Source organism: Actinomycetospora aurantiaca (assembly GCF_037401875.1).
Taxonomy (GTDB): Bacteria; Actinomycetota; Actinomycetes; order Mycobacteriales; family Pseudonocardiaceae; genus Actinomycetospora; species Actinomycetospora aurantiaca.
The window spans coordinates 848134-865706 of sequence record NZ_JBBEGN010000001.1; the positions used below are offsets into that span (position 1 = coordinate 848134).

General features: G+C 74.3%; 15 protein-coding genes and 1 riboswitch. Of the genes, 4 read left to right on the plus strand and 11 right to left on the minus strand.

Annotated features, from left to right (window positions below; genetic code table 11):
• The first annotated feature begins 102 nt into the window (after window positions 1-102).
• On the plus strand, window positions 103-912 hold the full coding sequence (locus WCD74_RS03965; RefSeq protein WP_337693516.1) for a SigB/SigF/SigG family RNA polymerase sigma factor: 810 nt from the start codon (window positions 103-105) through the stop codon (window positions 910-912).
• Here the strand turns inward: WCD74_RS03965 and WCD74_RS03970 are convergent.
• The 3 genes from WCD74_RS03970 to lepA form a co-directional block, all read right to left on the minus strand.
• On the minus strand, window positions 879-2816 hold the full coding sequence (locus WCD74_RS03970) for an FAD/NAD(P)-binding protein (protein ID WP_337693517.1): 1938 nt from the start codon (window positions 2814-2816) through the stop codon (window positions 879-881). The two genes, WCD74_RS03965 and WCD74_RS03970, sit on opposite strands and share 34 nt — an antisense overlap.
• Before the next feature lie 207 nt (window positions 2817-3023).
• Window positions 3024-4838 (minus strand): DEAD/DEAH box helicase, encoded by a 1815-nt coding sequence (locus WCD74_RS03975; RefSeq protein WP_337693518.1) that lies wholly within the window; start codon window positions 4836-4838, stop codon window positions 3024-3026.
• A gap of 163 nt (window positions 4839-5001) precedes the next feature.
• Window positions 5002-6960, minus strand: coding sequence for a translation elongation factor 4 (lepA, locus tag WCD74_RS03980; RefSeq protein ID WP_337693519.1), 1959 nt, complete (start codon window positions 6958-6960; stop codon window positions 5002-5004).
• A 134-nt stretch (window positions 6961-7094) separates the two neighbouring features.
• Between lepA and rpsT the strand changes: the two genes are divergently transcribed.
• Entirely contained in the window at window positions 7095-7388 is a 294-nt protein-coding gene (gene rpsT / locus WCD74_RS03985) for a 30S ribosomal protein S20 (RefSeq protein WP_337693520.1), read from the plus strand.
• Between the two features lie 221 nt (window positions 7389-7609).
• On the opposite strand, the gene holA is transcribed toward rpsT, so the two are convergent.
• Window positions 7610-8611 carry a DNA polymerase III subunit delta gene (gene holA, locus WCD74_RS03990; protein ID WP_337693521.1) on the minus strand — a complete coding sequence of 334 codons (1002 nt, stop codon included), beginning with the start codon at window positions 8609-8611 and terminating at the stop codon, window positions 7610-7612.
• A 136-nt stretch (window positions 8612-8747) separates the two neighbouring features.
• A riboswitch (SAM riboswitch) is annotated at window positions 8748-8863 on the plus strand.
• A 12-nt stretch (window positions 8864-8875) separates the two neighbouring features.
• Here holA and thrC point away from each other — a divergent pair.
• A complete protein-coding gene (gene thrC, locus WCD74_RS03995) occupies window positions 8876-10138 on the plus strand; it encodes a threonine synthase (protein WP_337693522.1) in 1263 nt (420 codons plus the stop codon).
• On the opposite strand, the gene WCD74_RS04000 is transcribed toward thrC, so the two are convergent.
• The 5 genes from WCD74_RS04000 to rsfS are packed head-to-tail and all read right to left on the minus strand — an operon-like array spanning window position 10135 to window position 15082.
• Window positions 10135-12495 carry a ComEC/Rec2 family competence protein gene (locus tag WCD74_RS04000; RefSeq protein WP_337693523.1) on the minus strand — a complete coding sequence of 787 codons (2361 nt, stop codon included), beginning with the start codon at window positions 12493-12495 and terminating at the stop codon, window positions 10135-10137. The genes thrC and WCD74_RS04000 overlap by 4 nt on opposite strands.
• Entirely contained in the window at window positions 12492-13310 is an 819-nt protein-coding gene (locus WCD74_RS04005) for a ComEA family DNA-binding protein (RefSeq protein WP_337693524.1), read from the minus strand. Before WCD74_RS04005 ends, WCD74_RS04000 begins: the two co-directional genes overlap by 4 nt.
• A gap of 10 nt (window positions 13311-13320) precedes the next feature.
• Window positions 13321-14106, minus strand: a complete 786-nt coding sequence (gene octT / locus WCD74_RS04010) for a diglucosylglycerate octanoyltransferase (protein ID WP_337693525.1) — start codon at window positions 14104-14106, stop codon at window positions 13321-13323.
• The gene (locus WCD74_RS04015) at window positions 14103-14702 is read right to left on the minus strand and encodes a histidine phosphatase family protein (protein ID WP_337693526.1); all 600 of its coding nucleotides are present in this window, start codon (window positions 14700-14702) and stop codon (window positions 14103-14105) included. The genes octT and WCD74_RS04015 overlap by 4 nt, the downstream gene beginning before the upstream one ends.
• Complete coding sequence (rsfS, locus tag WCD74_RS04020) at window positions 14699-15082, minus strand: ribosome silencing factor (RefSeq protein WP_337693527.1); 384 nt, start codon at window positions 15080-15082, stop codon at window positions 14699-14701. Before rsfS ends, WCD74_RS04015 begins: the two co-directional genes overlap by 4 nt.
• A 60-nt stretch (window positions 15083-15142) precedes the next feature.
• Between rsfS and WCD74_RS04025 the strand changes: the two genes are divergently transcribed.
• Window positions 15143-16381, plus strand: coding sequence for an FIST signal transduction protein (locus WCD74_RS04025; protein ID WP_337693528.1), 1239 nt, complete (start codon window positions 15143-15145; stop codon window positions 16379-16381).
• Here the strand turns inward: WCD74_RS04025 and WCD74_RS04030 are convergent.
• Both WCD74_RS04030 and nadD read right to left on the minus strand, forming a co-directional pair.
• Entirely contained in the window at window positions 16366-16962 is a 597-nt protein-coding gene (locus WCD74_RS04030; protein WP_337693529.1) for a YdeI/OmpD-associated family protein, read from the minus strand. The two genes, WCD74_RS04025 and WCD74_RS04030, sit on opposite strands and share 16 nt — an antisense overlap.
• On the minus strand, window positions 16959-17570 hold the full coding sequence (nadD, locus tag WCD74_RS04035; RefSeq protein WP_337693639.1) for a nicotinate-nucleotide adenylyltransferase: 612 nt from the start codon (window positions 17568-17570) through the stop codon (window positions 16959-16961). Before nadD ends, WCD74_RS04030 begins: the two co-directional genes overlap by 4 nt.
• Window positions 17571-17573: the final 3 nt, after the last annotated feature.

Below are 17573 nucleotides of genomic sequence, written 5' to 3' on the forward strand. Positions count from 1 at the left end.
AGTCCCTGTCCGGGACGCACGTGACGTGTCCCGTCTGCTCCCCCGTCGTGGTTCACCCCGCAGCCAGACGGAAACGCTCGCGTGCGTCTGCGAGGTCTGCCCGTGTCCGAACGCACTTCTGCCTACGACCAGTACGCCCCCCAGCTCGAGGAACTCGCCTCCCTGGCCGCCGACGATCCCCGTCGCGACCAGTTGACCGCGGAGCTGACCGACGCCTTCCGGCCGGTCGCCCGCAACATCGCGCGGCGCTTCTCCCGGCGCGGCGAGTCCGTCGACGACCTCGAGCAGGTGGCGGCCATCGGTCTGCTGCACGCCCTGCGGCGCTTCGACCCCGACCAGGGGCGCGACTTCCTGTCGTATGCCGTCCCCACCATGATGGGCGAGGTCCGGCGCCACTTCCGCGACGCCGCCTGGGCGATTCGCACCCCGCGCGGGGTGAAGGACCGCTACCTGCAGGTCGGCACCGCGTCCACCACACTCGGCCAGCAGCTGGGCCGCGCCCCCACGGCCACCGAGCTCGCCGAGCACCTCGGGATCGACCGCGAGGAGGTCATCGAGGCGATCTCGGCCCACCACTCGTACCGCCCGGACTCGCTGGACTCGACGTTGAGCCAGGGCACGGACACCACCGTCTCCGACGTCCTCGGCCACGACGACCCGGACCTCGCGCACGTGGAGTCACGAGCGCTCGTGCGGGACCTGGTCGGCACGCTGCCCGAGCGCGAGCGGACGATCCTCGTGCTGCGCTTCATCCACGAGAAGACGCAGTCCGAGATCGCGGAGAAGCTCGGGATCTCGCAGATGCACGTCTCCCGGCTGCTGTCACAGACCCTGGAGCGCCTGCGCGAGCGGGCCCGGGTCCGCGACGCGGCGACCGCTCAGCCGCCCGCGACGGTGGCCAGGACGGCCTGAGCCAGCGCGTCGTTGGCGCGGAAGCTCAGGTTGTTGGTGTTCGGCCGGGTGAACGCGCCCGGCAGCCGCACCGTCGTGTGCGGTCCGATCGCGAAGAGCCGGTCGGCGGGCTCGTCGTACCCCGGCCCGGTGAGCACGCGGTAGTCCGCGGCGCTCACCGGGATCAGCCCGGTGGAGTGCTCCACGACGCCGGAGTAGTCGTCGCCCCGGGTGCACGCGTTCCAGCTCAGCGTCTCCTCGTCGAGGAGTCCGGCGCGCATCAGCGATCGGAGCATCGGGTCCGAGCTGCGGCGCACACTGGGCGAGGCCAGGCGCGCGTCGACGAACGTGGTCGCGACCGTCGGCGGGGCGTCCAGCGCGGCGCTGATCGCGACGAAGGCCTCCCGGCTCTCGTCGATCTCCACGCTGACGCCCGCCCCGAGGAACGTCACGAACCCGTCCCGGTTCAGCGCGAGCAGCTGCCGCAGCCGCGGACCGGGCGGGCCGCTGGCCATCGACGAGAACAGATTCTGCCACCAGTTCAGGTCGCGGGCCCGGGACTTCGCGGTCAGCCCGCCCCGGCTCGCCAGCTCGACCGACATCATGAACGCCGTCAGCAGCGCGGTGAACGCGCCCAGCTCCTCGGTGTGGGCCGGGTCGACGTGCCGGGCGAGGTCGTCGCTGATGTAGCCGCGCAGGAACTTCTGCAGGGTCTCCGAGTCGGTCCGGATCCCGTCGAGCGGTCGGTCGAGCTGCTCGAAGTCGAGGCGGTCGGCCTCGTCGGGGACGTGGCGCTCCACCAGCCGCTCGCGCTCCGCGGAGTACCAGTCGAGGCCCGCGTAGGCCGCGGCGAAGGTGTCCCAGTCGCCGGCCACGCGGTCCGGGTGGCCGTGGAAGAGCTCGTGGTACCAGCCCCAGCCGGCCTCCTTGGCGATCAGCGGCCAGGCGTCGTCGCGCAGGCTCGCCCCGCCCTGCCGACTCGCGAGCTCGTCGACCTGCTCCGGGCCGAAGAACCGCGGCAGCGGCGGGCGCGGGCCGATCAGCCCGTACTCGGTCTTCGCGTGGTAGGGCACCCCGCGCCCGGACCCGACGTGCAGGAACACCTCGCGCCCGGACGGGACGTACCGCAGCCGGCCGCGCCCGGACCCGTCGTCGGGACCGTCGGGGTCCTCCTCGAAGCGGCCGCCGCGCCCCTCGTAGAGCAGCACCATGAGGTCGATGAACGCCAGGCCCATCCCACGTGCGACGACCGTCTCGCCCGGCGGGATGGCGTCCAGGTCGGAGTCGGTGGTCTGCTCCGGCGGGAAGTAGCGCAGCCCGAGCCGCTGCGAGCAGCGCACGAGCGCGGCCTCGTCGTCGGTCGGGGCGGCGTCCAGGTGACCGGACGCGAGGATCACGGCGTCCGCGTCGAGGACCTCGCCGTCCTCCAGGCGGACCCGGCGGGCGTCGCCGTCGTCGAGCCCCGCCGCCCGCTGCTCGTGGAGGTGGATGCGGACACCGGGGGGCGCGGCGTCGAGGACGCGCTGCAGGGTGTCGGCGAGGTAGTGGCTCTGCAGCTGGCGCGTGGGGAAGGTGTCGGGGCGCAGCGCTCGGACCTCCTCGCCGACCCGGCCGTCGGGCTCCGCGCGCGCGTCCCGGGTCAGCTCGGCCCACTCGTACAGGCTCGGACCGGGGACGATCGGGCCGGTGCAGACGACCGAGTCGTCGGTCCACATCGTCACGTCGGCGGCCATGGAGTTCATCCACAGCAGCTCGGACTGCTTCGAGCGCCAGATGCGTCCCGCGCCGGCCGGGTAGGGATCGACGACGTGGACGTCGAGCGGGTGCTCCGCGTCGATCCCGTGGCCGGGCGCGCCGGCGACGATCCGCTCCAGCACACCGGTCCCGCGTGGTCCGCCACCGACGATCACGACCGAGCGCCCCATGTCATCGACGGTAGGCGCGTGGTCGGGGTGCGGCCACCCGATGTGGTGCGGTCGGGCCGTCGTGCCTCCGGGTCAGCAATGGTCCATCGCTGACGTCTGACGTCAGAACGGCGCCACTCGCACATCCCGGCGGTCCGGAGCCGGAACGACCGAAGGGCCCCTCCGCTCGATCTACTCGAGCGGAGGGGCCCTTCGGTCGAAACAGGGCTAGCGGGTCGGCCGCTCCCGGCGCGGGCCGCGCTTGTCGGGGCGGGGGCCGGAGCTGGAGCCGCCCGCCTCGGAGGCGCGACGCAGGCCCATCGGACGCCCGGCGACCCGGGCACGCTGGAGCCGCTTGACGACGGCACCGGGCACGTCGGCGGGCAGCTCGACCAGCGTGTGGTCGGTGCGGATGTCGATGTGGCCGATGTGCGCCGAGTCGAGGCCCGCCTCGTTGGCGATGGCCCCCACGATCGCGCCGGGCTTCACGCGCTGGTTGTGCCCGACCTCGATGCGGTAGGTGTCCGTGCCGGAGCCGACCGTCCACGACGGCGCCGACGTCGGGCGCTTGCCCTGCCCGCGACCCGGCTTGTCCTCGCGGGGCCGCTTCTCCCCGCGGGCCGGCGGGGCCGGCAGGTCCTCGACCAGCAGCGGCTTGCCGCCCTGGACCATCTTGGCCAGGGCCGCGGCGAGCGCCAGCGGGTCGACGTCGTGCTCCGCGACGTACTCGTCGATCACCCGACGGAAGACCTCGATGCCGTCGCCGCCGTCGTCCTGCCCCTCGAGCGCGGAGGTGATGCGCTCGGCGAAGCGGGCCCGACGACGGGCGTTGACCTCGTCGGTGCCCGGCACCGACATCTCCTCGGCCTTCTGCCGGGTGGTGTTCTCGATCGCCCGCATCAGCCGGATCTGGCCGCGGGTGACGAACGAGATCGCCTCGCCGGAGCGGCCCGCGCGCCCGGTGCGCCCGATGCGGTGCACGTAGGACTCGGGGTCGGTCGGCAGGTCGTGGTTCACGACGAGGCTGATGCGCTCGACGTCGAGCCCGCGGGCGGCGACGTCGGTGGCGACCAGGACGTCGATCTTCCCGGAGCGCAGGTCGGCGATCGTCTTCTCGCGCTGCGCCTGCGACAGGTCCCCGGAGATCGCGACGGACGCGAACCCGCGCCGGTTGAGGGCCTCGGTGACGTCGGTGGTGTTCTGCCGCGTGCGGACGAACACCAGGGCGGCGTCGAAGTCCTCGACCTGCAGGATGCGGGCCAGAGCGTCGGCCTTCTGCCGCTCCGGGACGACGACGTAGCGCTGGCGGGTGTTCGCCGCCGTCGTCGTCTTGCCCTTGATCGACACCTCGGCGGGCGCGTTCAGGTGCTTGCGGCTGACCTCGCGGATCGCCGCCGGCATGGTCGCCGAGAACAGGGCCACCTGACGGTCGGCCGGGAGCAGGCCGAAGATGTTCTCGACCTCCTCGAGGAAGCCCATGTTGAGCATCTCGTCGGCCTCGTCGAGCACGAAGTACCCGACGTCGGTGAGGTCGAGGGTGCCCTTCTCGAGGTGGTCGGCGACGCGACCCGGCGTCCCGACGACGATCTGGGCGCCGCGGCGCAGGCCCGACAGCTGCGGGCCGTACGGGGCGCCGCCGTAGAGCTGCACCACGTGCACGTGCGGCAGGGCGGCCGAGAACGACTCGACGGCCTCCGCGACCTGGATCGCGAGCTCGCGGGTCGGGGTGAGGATCAGCGCCTGCGGGGCGCGCACGCTCGCGTCGAGGCGGGACAGCAGCGGCAGCGCGAACGCGGCCGTCTTGCCCGTGCCGGTCTGCGCCAGGCCGAGGACGTCGCGGCCGTCGAGCAGCAGCGGGATCGTCTCGGTCTGGATCGGCGTGGGCGTGGCGAAGCCCTGCTCGACCAGCGTGGCCAGCAGGCGCTCGTCGAGCCCCAGCTTGGCGAAGCCGTTGGCGGGCTCGTCGTCGGTGGACCCGACCTCGTCGGTCAGGAAGGGGTCCAGAGGAAGATCAGCATCGGACAGGACAGCAGCGTCGGTCACAGAACTCTTTCGCAGAGGGGAATCGTCGGACGGTGAGAGCTGTCCGCGGACCCGACACACGCGCGGTCCATCCCAGGCCGACAGCTCGGCACCTCGATCGCCACTCTACGCGACCGGCACCGACCCGCCGTCGGGAAGGGCGTTACCGACGGCGGGGGCTGCGTCACTTCTTGCCGGACTTGGCCTTGTCGACGGCGTTCTGGTCGGTGGACAGCGCGGCGACGAAGGCCTCCTGCGGGACGTCGACCCGGCCGATCGTCTTCATCCGCTTCTTGCCCTCCTTCTGCTTCTCCAGCAGCTTGCGCTTGCGGGTGATGTCGCCGCCGTAGCACTTGGAGAGGACGTCCTTGCGGATCGCCCGGATGGTCTCGCGGGCGATGATCCGCGACCCGATGGCGGCCTGGATCGGCACCTCGAACTGCTGGCGAGGGATCAGCTCGCGCAGCTTGCCGGCCATCGAGTTGCCGTAGGCGTACGCGGCGTCCTTGTGCACGACCGCGGAGAACGCGTCGACCGGTTCGCCCTGCAGCAGGATGTCGACCTTCACCAGGTCGGCGGGCTGCTCCCCCGCCGGCTCGTAGTTCAGCGAGGCGTAGCCGCGGGTCTTGGACTTCAGCACGTCGAAGAAGTCGAAGATGATCTCGGCCAGCGGCATCGTGTAGCGCAGCTCGACGCGGCTGTCGGACAGGTAGTCCATGCCCTCGAGCGAGCCGCGGCGCGACTGGCAGAGCTCCATGATCGCGCCCACGAAGTCGGCGGGTGCGAGCACCGAGACCTTCGTGATCGGCTCGTAGACGGCGCCGACCTTGCCCTCGGGCCACTCCGCGGGGTTGGTGACCTCGACCTCGCCGCCGTCGTCGAGTTCGACCCGGTAGACGGTGTTCGGCGCGGTGGAGATGAGGTCCAGGCCGTACTCGCGCTCGAGGCGGTCGCGGGTGATCTCCAGGTGCAGCAGGCCGAGGAAGCCGCAGCGGAACCCGAAGCCCAGCGCCGCCGACGTCTCCGGCTCGTAGGAGAGCGCGGCGTCGTTGAGGCGCAGCTTGTCCAGGGCGTCGCGCAGCAACGGGTAGTCGCTGCCGTCGATCGGATAGAGCCCGGAGAAGACCATGGGCTGCGGGTCCTGGTAGCCCCCGAGGGCCTGCTGGGCGCCCTTGCGCTCGGTGGTGACGGTGTCGCCGACGCGGGACTGGCGGACGTCCTTCACGCCGGTCATCAGGTAGCCGACCTCGCCGACCCCGAGCCCCTGCGACGGCTTCTGGTCCGGCGAGATGATGCCGACCTCGAGCAGCTCGTGGACGGCGTTCGTGCTCATCATGCGGATGCGCTCGCGCGGAGTGATCTTGCCGTCGACCACGCGGATGTAGGTGACCACGCCGCGGTAGGTGTCGTAGACCGAGTCGAAGATCATGGCCCGGGCGGGAGCGTCGGCGTCGCCGACGGGGGCGGGCACGCGCCGCACGACCTCGTCGAGCACCGCCCCGACGCCGTCGCCGGTCTTGGCGGAGATGCGCAGGACGTCGTCGGGCTCGCAGCCGATGAGGTGGGCGATCTCGGCGGCGTACCGGTCCGGCTCCGCGGCCGGGAGGTCGATCTTGTTGAGGATCGGGATGATCTCGAGGTCGTGGTCGAGCGCCAGGTACAGGTTCGCCAGGGTCTGCGCCTCGATGCCCTGGGCGGCGTCGACCAGCAGGATCGCGCCCTCGCACGCGGCCAGCGAGCGGCTCACCTCGTAGGTGAAGTCGACGTGGCCCGGGGTGTCGATGAGGTGCAGCACGTGGTCGCGCATCTCGCCGTCGGGGCCGGCGGCGTACCAGGGCAGGCGGACGTTCTGCGCCTTGATGGTGATGCCGCGCTCGCGCTCGATGTCCATGCGGTCGAGGTACTGCGCGCGGTAGGCCCGGTCACCGAGCACGCCGGTGAGCTGCAGCATCCGGTCGGCCAGGGTGGACTTGCCGTGGTCGATGTGCGCGATGATGCAGAAGTTGCGGATCCGGTCCGGGGGCGTGAACGTCTCGTCGGCGTAGCCCACGGTGCCCGGCCTGCCGGCCTTGTCGGTCGACTGCTGGGTGGTGGTCTCGGTCAACGAGGTCTCGCCTTCCTGTCGGGCCGGGTGCTGCTCCATCGTCCCACGAGACCCCGACGGTCCTGGCGGGCGAGGGCGATTGGTAACCTGGACGCCACTGCGCCGTGCGGGCTGGACGCCCAGGTGCGCGCCCGCACGAAGACACCCCAGCGATCAAGAGGTTCGAAAGCCCCGTGGCGAACATCAAGCAGCAGGTCAAGCGTAACCGCAAGAACGAGGAAGCTCGTCAGCGGAACAAGGCGACCAAGTCGGAGATCAAGACCGCGATCCGTCGCTACCGCGAGACCGTCGAGTCCGGCGACGCCGCCGCGGCCGACGAGCGCCGCCGCCACGCCGCGCGCCTGCTCGACAAGGCCGTGAGCAAGGGCGTCATCCACAAGAACCAGGCCGCGAACAAGAAGTCGCGCATGGCGCACCGCGCGGCCGCGTTCACGGTGGACGCGAAGGCGGGCAAGACCCCGGCCTGAGGCTCTTCCCGACGACGGGCGTCCCCGAATTTCGGGGGCGCCCGTCGTCGTGTGTCCGGGGCCGGGTCGGTGTCGTGCGCTTACGCGAGTGCGACATGGCGCAGGTTCCGAGGCGTCCGAACCTGCGAGGTGTCGCTCTGGCGGGCCGGGCCGACCGAGCGACGTCCGCGAGTGCGACATGGCGCAGGTCCCGGGGCGCCGGGACCTGCGTGGCGTGGCACTCAGCGGCGGCGGGCCTGCCCGGCGAGGCCCGCCAGCTCCACGGTCGCCCGCTCGAGGGCGTACGACGGGTCGGCCGCGACGCCCTTGACGTCGGCGTTCACGTCCGCGACCAGCGCCATCGCCCGCGTGAGGCCGGGCGCGTCCCAGCCGCGGGCCTGGCCCATCGCCTTCTTGACCTTGAACGGCGGCATCCTCAACCGCGACGCCAGCGCGCCCGGGTCGCCACGGCCGGCGGCGGACACGCGCGCGATCGTGCGGACCGCGTCGGCCAGGGCGTCGGCCACCAGGACGTGCGGCACCCCGGTGTCGAGGGCGTAGCGCAGGGCCTCCAGCGCACCCGCCCGGTCGCCCGAGACGGCCTTCTCGGCGACCGCGAAGCCGGTGACGTCGGCGCGCCCGCGGTGGAACCGGCGCACGTCGTCGGCGTCGACCTGGCCGCCCGAGTCGCTGACCAGCTGCGAGGCCGCGGCGGCGAGCTCGCGCAGGTCGGCGCCCACCGCCTCCATGAGCAGCGACAGCGCCTCGCCGGTGATACCGCCGCCGGCCTGGCGGACCTCGGTGCGCACGAAGTCGGCCCGCCGGTCGTTCTCCCAGGGCTTGAACTTCGCCGCCTCGGTGACCGCCGCGCCGGCCTTCTTCAACCCGTCGACCAGCGCCTTGCCCTTCGCGCCCCCGGGGTGCACGACGACGAGCGCGACCCCGTCGGTCGGTGCCTTCGCGTACTCGACGAGCACCGTGGTGACCTCGGCGTTCGCGTCCTGCGCCGCCTCGAGGATCACCACCCGCGACTCCGCGAACAGCGACGGGCTGACCAGCTCGGCGAGCACGCCCGCGGTGATCTCGTTCGCCTTCAGGGTGCGGACCTCGACGTCCGGGTCCTGACGGCCGGCCGCGGCGATCGCCGTCGACACGGCCCGTTCCACGAGCAGGCCCTCGTCTCCGACGACGAGCCGGACCGGGGCGAGCTCGTCCGCCGGCTTGCTCCGAGCGCGGGGTGGCACGTCCCCATCCTCGCACCGGGCACCGACAGCGTGGCGTGGGCAACGTGTCCACCGGTGGCCGTCCGTGCTCCGGGTGCCGTAACGTGCCCGTAGCGCGATCGCGGGCCCCGCCCCGGAGACGCCGACAACCGAATACGGCTCATCCAGAGGGGTAGAGGGAACGGCCCGACGACACCCCGGCAACCGGCGGCGCATTCCTGTGCGCAAGACCGGTGCCAATTCCGACCCGCCGCACGGCGGGGAAGATGAGGAGAACACTCTTCCATGACTGTGACTGCGCCCGCCCAGGCGGCGACCGGCTACGACCTCGGCCCGGCGTCCGCCCTGTCGTGTCGCGCCTGCGGACACCGCACTCCGCTCGCCCCCGAGTTCGCCTGTCCGCAGTGTTTCGGGCCCCTGGAGATCGCGTACGACTTCCCGGCGGTCACCCGGGAGGAGATCGAGCGCGGCCCGAAGTCGATCTGGCGCTACAAGAAGCTCCTCCCGGTGCCCACCACCGTCGAGGACCACCCCAACATGGACCCGGGCTTCACGCGCCTGATCCGCGCCGACCGGCTCGGCGCCGAGCTCGGCATCCGGAACCTCTGGGTCAAGGACGACACCGGCAACCCGACGCACTCCTTCAAGGACCGCGTCGTCGCCGTGGCGCTCGCCGCCGCCCGGGAGCTCGGCTTCACCGTGCTGGCCTGCCCGTCCACCGGGAACCTCGCGAACGCCACCGCCGCGGCCGCCGCCCGCGCCGGATGGGAGTCGGTCGTGCTCATCCCCTCCTCGCTGGAGCGGGCCAAGGTCCTCATGACCGCCGTGTACGACACGAACCTGCTCGCCGTCGAGGGCACCTACGACGACGTGAACCGGCTGGCCACCGAGCTCGCCTTCGAGCAGGAGGACTGGGCGTTCGTCAACGTCAACGTCCGCCCGTACTACGCGGAGGGCTCGAAGAGCCTGGGCTACGAGATCTCCGAACAGCTCGGGTGGCGCATCCCCGCGCAGACCGTGATCCCGGTGGCCTCCGGCTCGCAGCTCACGAAGATCGACAAGGCGTACGGCGAGCTCGTCTCGCTCGGGCTGGTCGACGAGGCCGACTGGCGAATCTTCGGCGCGCAGGCGGCCGGCTGCTCCCCCGTGTCGACCGCGTTCCGCGAGGGCACCGACGTCGTCCGGCCGCAGCGCCCGGACACCATCGCCCGCTCGCTCGCGATCGGGAACCCGGCCGACGGCCCCTACGTGCTCGACACGGTCCGCCGGACCGGCGGCGCGGTCACCGACGTCACCGACGACGAGGTCCGCGACGGCATCCGGCTGCTCGCCCGCACCGAGGGCATCTTCGCCGAGACCGCCGGCGGCGTGACCGTCGCGAACGCGAAGAAGCTCGTCGAGTCCGGGCAGCTCGACCCGGACGCCGACACGGTCCTGCTCATCACCGGCGACGGCCTCAAGACCCTGGACGCCATCGAGCACCAGGTGGGGCCGAAGGCGACCGTGCCGTCCACGTCGAAGGCCGTCCGCGAGGCGCTCGGCCTCTAACGGCGTCGCGGGTCCGGCAGCGGGTCGCCCCGCGCGACCACCGCCGGGCCCCGCGACCCCGGGACGAGCGCGAGGTCCCCGCTCTCGTCGGTGCGGCGCACCAGCGCACCCGTCCCGGCGAGCAGGCCCGTGATCGACGGGTTCGGGTGCCCGTAGCTGTTGCCCCGCCCGACGCTGACCAGGGCCAACCGCGAGCCGGGGGCCACCAGGAACCCGGGCAGCGACGACCGCGACCCGTGGTGGGGCACCTTGAGCACCTCGGCGCGCAGGTCCGTCCCGGACGCGAGCAGCGCGTCCTGCGACGACCGCTCCGCGTCGCCGGGCAGCAGCACCCGGCCGAGCGGTGTCGTCGCGCGCAGCACCAACGACGTGTCGTTCACCTCCGACCCGTCCTCCCCGTCGACGTGCGTGCTCGGGTGCACCGGCCCGAGCACCTCCAGCGCGAGCCCCGGCCACCGCAGCACCACTCCCCGCTCCATCCCGACGACGGGTGCTCCCGCGGCCCGGACCCGCCCCTGGACCTGGGCGAACGTGTCGAGCGGCTCGCGCACGGGACCCACCGCGACCGCCCCGGTCGGGCGCCCCCGCAGGGCACCGGCGAGCCCGCCGACGTGGTCGACGTGCAGGTGCGAGAGCACGACGAGCGCAAGCGAGCGCACGCCCAGGCGCGCGAGGCAGCGGTCGACCGGCCCCGGGTCCGGTCCCGCGTCGATCAGCACCGCCCGCCCGGGCTCCCCGGTCGCGAGCACGAGCGCGTCACCCTGCCCGACGTCGCACGCCACCACCGCCCAGCCCGGTGGCGGCCAGCCGACCGGGACGATTCGGGTCGGGACGAACACCAGGAGCAGCCCGACCGCCGCCGCGAGGGCCACCAGCCGGACCCGCCGCCACCGCAGCGCGACCGCACCCAGCACCACCAGCCCGGCCAGTGCGAGCCCGCCCACCGTGCCGCCCGGCCAGCTCACGGTCGCCCCGTCGACCCCGGCGCAGCGCCGCGCCACCCACACCAGCCACGACACCTCGGGGCCCGCGAGCCACACCGCGGCGTGCGCACCCCCGGTCCACCACGGCGCGAGCACCGCGGCGAGCACCCCCAGCACGGTCGCCGGGGCGACGACCGGGGCCACCAGCAGGTTGGCCAGCACGGCGACGAGGCTGACCTCCCCCGACAGCCCGGCCACCACCGGCGCCGTGACCACGTGCGCGGCCACCGGCACCGCGAGGGCCTCCGCGATCCCCGGCGGCACCCCGCGCTCCCGCATCCGCGCCACGAGCGGCGGGGCGAGCAGCACCAGCGCGCCGGTGGCCAGCACGGAGAGCGCGAACCCGGCGTCGACGGCGAGGGCCGGGTCGACGAGCAGCAGGACGACGACCGTCGCGGCGAGCGCGGGCAGCACCGACCGCCGCCGTCCCAGGGCCAGCGCCAGGACGACCACGGCTCCCATCGCACCCGCCCGCAGCACGCTCGGCGAGGGCCGCGCGAGGACCACGAACCCGACCAGGGCGACCAGTCCCAGCACCGCCGCCGTCCGCGGGCCGAGCCGGGCCAGGCGGACCAGCAGGAGGACCGCACCCAGCACGTAGGCCACGTTGGCGCCGCTGACGGCCGTCAGGTGGGTGAGACCCGCCGTCCGGAAGTCGTCCGCGAGGTCCGGCGCGACCCCGGAGGTGTCGCCCACGACCAGGCCCGGCAGGAGGCCGGCCGGGTCGTCGTCGAGCACGGCCCGGGCAGCGTCGCGCAGCCCGGCGCGCAGGTCGCCCGCCGCCACCTGCACGCCCGGCGGCGGGGTCACCTCCCGCGGCGCACCACGGGTGCGCAGCACCGCGACGGTGAGATCGCCCCGGGTGGACGCCGCGAGCGCCCCGCTCGCCGTCGCCCGCTGCCCGGGCAGCAGTCCCACCCACCCCTCGGCCGGCGCGAGCAGGACGACGTCGCCCTCGCCCACCCACCGCCCGCCGCCGCCCTGCGCCGACACCAGGTCTGCCCGGACCACCACCCTCGGACCGCCGAGGCCGCTCGAGCGCACCGGCGCCGGGTCGTCGGTGAGGACCACCGTGAGCGTGGCCGCCGAACCGGAGGCCGCCGCGGCGCGCAGCGGGTGGTCGGCGACCTGCCAGGCCGCCGAGGACGACAGCCCACCCACGGCCGCCGCGCACGCGCCGGCCGCCAGCACCCCCGCAGCCCAGCGACGGTCCCGCCGCAGCACGCCCACCCCCACCGCGACCAGGGCCACGACGACCACCACCGCGCCCGGCCCCCACCCGAGCCCGAGCGCGACCAGCGCCGCCGCCCACGCCGCGAGCGCCGCGGGCACGAGCCGGGCGTCGAGCCGGGGCCGCTCGGGGTCCGGGGTCACACCCGCACCAGTTCACGCAGCGTCCCGAACCGGGCCTCGCCGATCCCGGGGATCTCCCGCAGCTGCTCGACCGCGGAGAAGCGCCCGTTCTGCGTGCGCCAGTCCAGGATCTTCTTCGCGGTGACCGGCCCGACCCCCGGCAACCCGTCGAGCTGCTCCAGCGTGGCCGCGTTGAGGTCGACCTTCCCGTCACCGGCCGGGGCGGGCGCTCCGCCCGGAGCCGCGGCCGGACCGGGCGCCGGCGCGGCGGCCACCCCCACCACGATCTGCTGGCCGTCCACCACCCGGGCCGCCAGGTTCAGCGGCGTCAGGTCGACCTTCGGCAGCGGCCCGCCCGCCCTGTCGACCGCCTCCCCCACGCGCGCCCCGTCGGGCAGCGTGACCAGGCCCGGCCGGCGGACCTTCCCCGCCACGTGCACCACGACCGGCCCGGCCGGCGGCGCCACCTCCGGTGACGAGGCGGCACCCGCCACCTCGGGCAGCGCCGGCACCGGTTCGGCCACCGGCCGCCCGGAGAACACCACGACGACCGCCACCACGGCCGCGAGCACCACCACCGCGGCCAGGGCCACGGCGCCGCGGGCCCCCGGATCCCAGCGGGCTCCCACCCACGACGCCGGCAGCCAGCGTCCGGGCCCCCGCGGCCGGTCCCACGCGCTACCCGACACGGGAGGCGACGGCGGTTCCCGGGGCTCCGGCTCCTCGTACACCAGCCCGGCCCCCGGTGTCCCGGTGGGCGCGGTCGGCCAGCCCTGCCGCACGGACCCGTCGTCGGGAACGACGGACCGCAGCCGCGACCGGGGATCGGAGATCACCCGACCGACGCTAGGGCCGCGACACCGCGTCCTCCCAGGTCAGCGCCCTGCCCTGGGGACAACCCACGTCGGCACTGCCACTGGGGACAACCGGCTCCCCCGCCCGGAGCAGCCCGGCCACCGCCTCCCCGACCAGCCGATGGGCCGGCCAGCCCCAATGGATGCCGTCGGGGTTGCCGTGCCCGCCGAGCACGTGCTCGGCCACCAGCGGTGCGACCTCCAGCGCCACGACCCCGGAGACGGCGGCCCACGCCCGCATCGCCGCCGCGTGCGCCGACCGCCCGGAGTGCACCCCGCCGTACAGGCCCGACCGGTGCACCGCCGGCAGCAGCAGCACCACGGGCGCGTGCGGGCGCAACGTCGTCACCGCCACCCGGATCTCCTCCAGGCACCGCACCGTCTCCGCCGGGGGCAGCGCCGTCGGGCGCCCGCCGGTCGCCCGCACGAGCCCCGCGTGGCGGGAGCGGTACAGCCGCCGCGCCCGCGCCGCCAGCGAGGGCGGACGCAGCACCGGGATCAGCTCGCGCACCGCGGTCGGCAGCGGCGAGGGCAGCGAGTCCATGCCGCCGATGCCCAGTACGAGCGCGTCCGCCGTGCGCACGGACGCCCACACCCGGGGGTCGGTGCGCACCGCGGTCCACGCGTGCCGGGCGGTCCACCCGAGCCCCACGTGCAAGTCCGCGCGCACGCCGAGGCACGCGGCGGCGACGTGCGGCCACAGCCGCGGCTCGTCGACGGGGTGGGCGGTGCGTGGGCCGTGGAAGCTCAGCGAGTCCCCCAGCACCAGCACGCTCACGCCGCGGCGCCCCAGCGCGCCAGGCGCCAGCGACCGAGGCGGCGCTCCAGCACCGCCGTGCGGCAGTTCCCGAGGGCACCGAACGCGCCCCAGTGCTCGACCGGCAGCCCCAGGAACCCGAAGGTCATCGCGATGATCACGCCGCCGTGCGCCACCACCAGCGCCGACCCCGTGAGGTCGGCGTCGGCGAGCTCGTGCAGCACCGGCACCGCCCGCAGCGAGGCGTCGTACCGGGACTCGCCGTCCGGCGGGCGGTGGTGCGGGTCGTCCCGCCAGGCGTCGAGCCCGCCCGGCCAGGCCGCCTCCACCTCGTCGTCGACGAGGCCCTGCCAGCCCCCGACGTCGGTCTCGCGCAGGCGCGGCTCCTTCCGCGGCTCGAGGTCCAGCCCCTCGGTCGCGGCCAGGGCGGTCTGCCACGCGCGCTGCTGGTCGGAGCTGACGACGACGGCGGGCGCGAGCTCCGTGACCGCGGGCGTCACGGCCGCGGCCTGCGCCTGTCCGGTCCCGTCCAGGGGCGGGTCGAGACGACCCTGCATCCGGCGCTCGGCGTTGAAGGCGGTGCGCCCGTGCCGGAGCAGGACGATGCGGTCGATCACTCCGCGGAGCGGGGCAGCGAGACCTCGGCGGGCAGCTCGAGGTGCGGGCAGTCCTTCCAGAGCCGCTCCAGGCCGTAGAAGTCGCGCTCGTCGGAGTGGAACACGTGCACCACCACGTCCCCGAAGTCGAGCAGCACCCAGCGGGCCTCCTGCGTGCCCTCGCGCCGCACCGGCTTGACGTCGGAGTCGCGCAGCTTCTCCTCGACGCTGTCGACGACCGCCTGCACCTGGCGCTCGTTCGGCGCGGAGGCGATGACGAAGCAGTCGGTGAGCGGGAGCCGTTCGGAGACGTCGATCGCGACCACGTCGTGGGCGAGCTTGTCGGCGGCGGCCAGGGCCGCGACCTCGGCCAGGCGACGCGCGTGATCGGTGGCGGCCATCGAGGAGCAGCCTACCGTCGCCCGGGTTTGGTTGTCGGTGGCGGCGTTCATACTCCGGACATGCACGACGCCGCGACGACGCAGACCTCCGCGTTCGGGGACGGGCTCGCCCAGGGCCCCGACCTGGAGGCCGCCGCGGAGGCCGCGGTCGCGGCCGCCACGGCCCCGCTGCACGGCCGCCGGCCCGACCTGATGTCGGTGTTCGTCGCGCACCCCGACCCGGACGTCGCCGCCGACGTCGGTCGGCAGGCCATGCAGATCGCCGGAGCGACCACGACGCTCGGGTGCCGGGCGTCCGGGGTGATCGGCGACGGTCGCGGGGTGGAGGACGCCCCCGCGGTGTCGGTGTGGGCGGCGTCGCTGCCGGGGGTGCGGGTCACGCCGTTCCACCTGCAGGCCGCCCGCCACGAGGGCGGCATCTCGATCGGCGGGATGCCGGTGCCGGCCGAGGACGACGCGGTCGCGGTGATCCTGGCCGACCCGTTCACCTTCCCCGCCCAGGGCTTCGTCGAACAGTCCGGCCAGGCACTGCCCGGGTTGCCGCTGGTCGGCGGGCTCGCGACGGCGCCGGTCGGCACCTCGGCCCTCGGCCCCGCCCGCCCGGGGCCCGGTGGGGCCCGGCTGTTCCTCGACGGCGAGGTGCACGAGCGCGGGGCGGTCGGGGTGCTGCTCGGCGGCGACGTGGCGGTGCGCACGCTCGTCAGCCAGGGCTGCCGTCCGATCGGCCCGACGATGACCGTCACCGGCTCGTCGGGCTCCGAGCTGACCGGCCTCGCCGGGATGCCGGCCTACCGCAAGCTGGAGGAGATCCTGCGCGAGCTCGACCAGGACGACGCCGAGCTGGTGATGCGGGGCCTGCACCTGGGCATCGCCATGGACGAGTACGCCGACGCCCACGGCCGGGGCGACTTCCTGATCCGCGGGGTGATGGGCGCCGACGAGGAGGCCGGGACGGTCACCGTCGGCGACGTCGTGGAGGTCGGGCGCAGCGTCCGGTTCCACGTGCGCGACGCCACGACCGCCGGCGAGGACCTCGACGCCCTCATGACGCTCGCGGCCGAGGACGCCCCGACCGGCGGCGCGCTGCTGTTCTCGTGCACCGGCCGGGGTCGCGTGATGTTCGGCGAGGAGGGGTCCGCGCACGGCGGGCCGTCGCACGACGTCCGGGCGATCCGGCGGGGCCTCGCACCGCACGTCGCCGGCTTCTTCGCCGACGGCGAGATCGGCCCGGTGGCCGCGCGGAACCACCTCCACGGCTTCACCGCGTCCGTGCTGGCGTTCGGTCAGCGCTGGGGGTAGATCGTCTCGCCGCGCTCGAGCATCGCCACGTACTCGGCCACCCGCCGGTCGCGGGTCCGGGTGGTCTTGAGCTGCCCGAGCCGGTGGAGGATCGCGTACCGGTTCTGACTGCTCAGGGACTCGAACATGCTCCCGGCGGAGGGCGAGGCCGCGAGCGCGACCGCGAGGTCGTCGGGCACCGTCGCGCTCGCCGGGCCCGCGTAGGCGGCGTCCCACCGGCCGTCGGTCTTCGCCCGCTCCACCTCGGCCAGCCCGGCCGCGTGCATCCGGCCCTCGTCGGCGAGCCGCGCGACGTGGGAGACGTTGCGCGCCGACCACGGCGAGCGCGCCCGGCGCGGGGTGAAGCGCTGGAACGAGGTGAGGTCGTCCCGCCGCTTCGCCTGCCCGTCGATCCAGCCGAAGCACAGCGCCTCGTCGAGGGCCTGCGCGTAGGTCAGCGTCGTCTCCGGCTCCGGGACCGCCAGTCCGGCCTTCTTGGCCAGCACCAGCCACACCCCGACCGGGTCGTCGTGGTTCACCCCCAGCCAGGCCCGCCACGCCTCCGCGTCGGCCACGACGAGCTCCGGCTGCTGCACGCTCACCCGAGGTGCTCCAACCGGGACGGGGAGCCGCCGTCGCGATAGAGCCCGCGCTTGGCGATGTACTGCACCACGCCGTCCGGCACGAGGTACCAGACCGGTTCGCCCTTCCCGACGCGCGCGCGGCAGTCGGTCGACGAGATCGCCATCGCCGGCACCTCGATCACGGTGACCGCGCCGCGGGGCAGGTGGTCGGAGACCAGCTCGAAACCGGGCCGGGTGACGCCGACGAAGTGCGCGAGCTCGAACATCTCGTGCGCGCGGTGCCAGGAGAGGATCTGCTCCAGGGCGTCCGCGCCGGTGATGAAGTACAGCTCGTCGTCGGGGAAGATCGCGGCGAGGTCGCGCAGGGTGTCGACGGTGTAGGTCGGGCCGTCGCGGTCGACGTCGACGCGACTGACCGTGAAACGCGGGTTCGACGCCGTCGCCACCACCGTCATCAGGTAGCGGTCCTCGGCCGCGGTGACGTCGGTCTTCGACTTCTGCCAGGGCTGCCCGGTCGGCACGAACACGACCTCGTCGAGGTCGAAGCGCAGGGCGGCCTCGCTCGCGGCCACCAGGTGGCCGTGGTGGATCGGGTCGAACGTGCCGCCCATGACGCCGACGCGCATCGT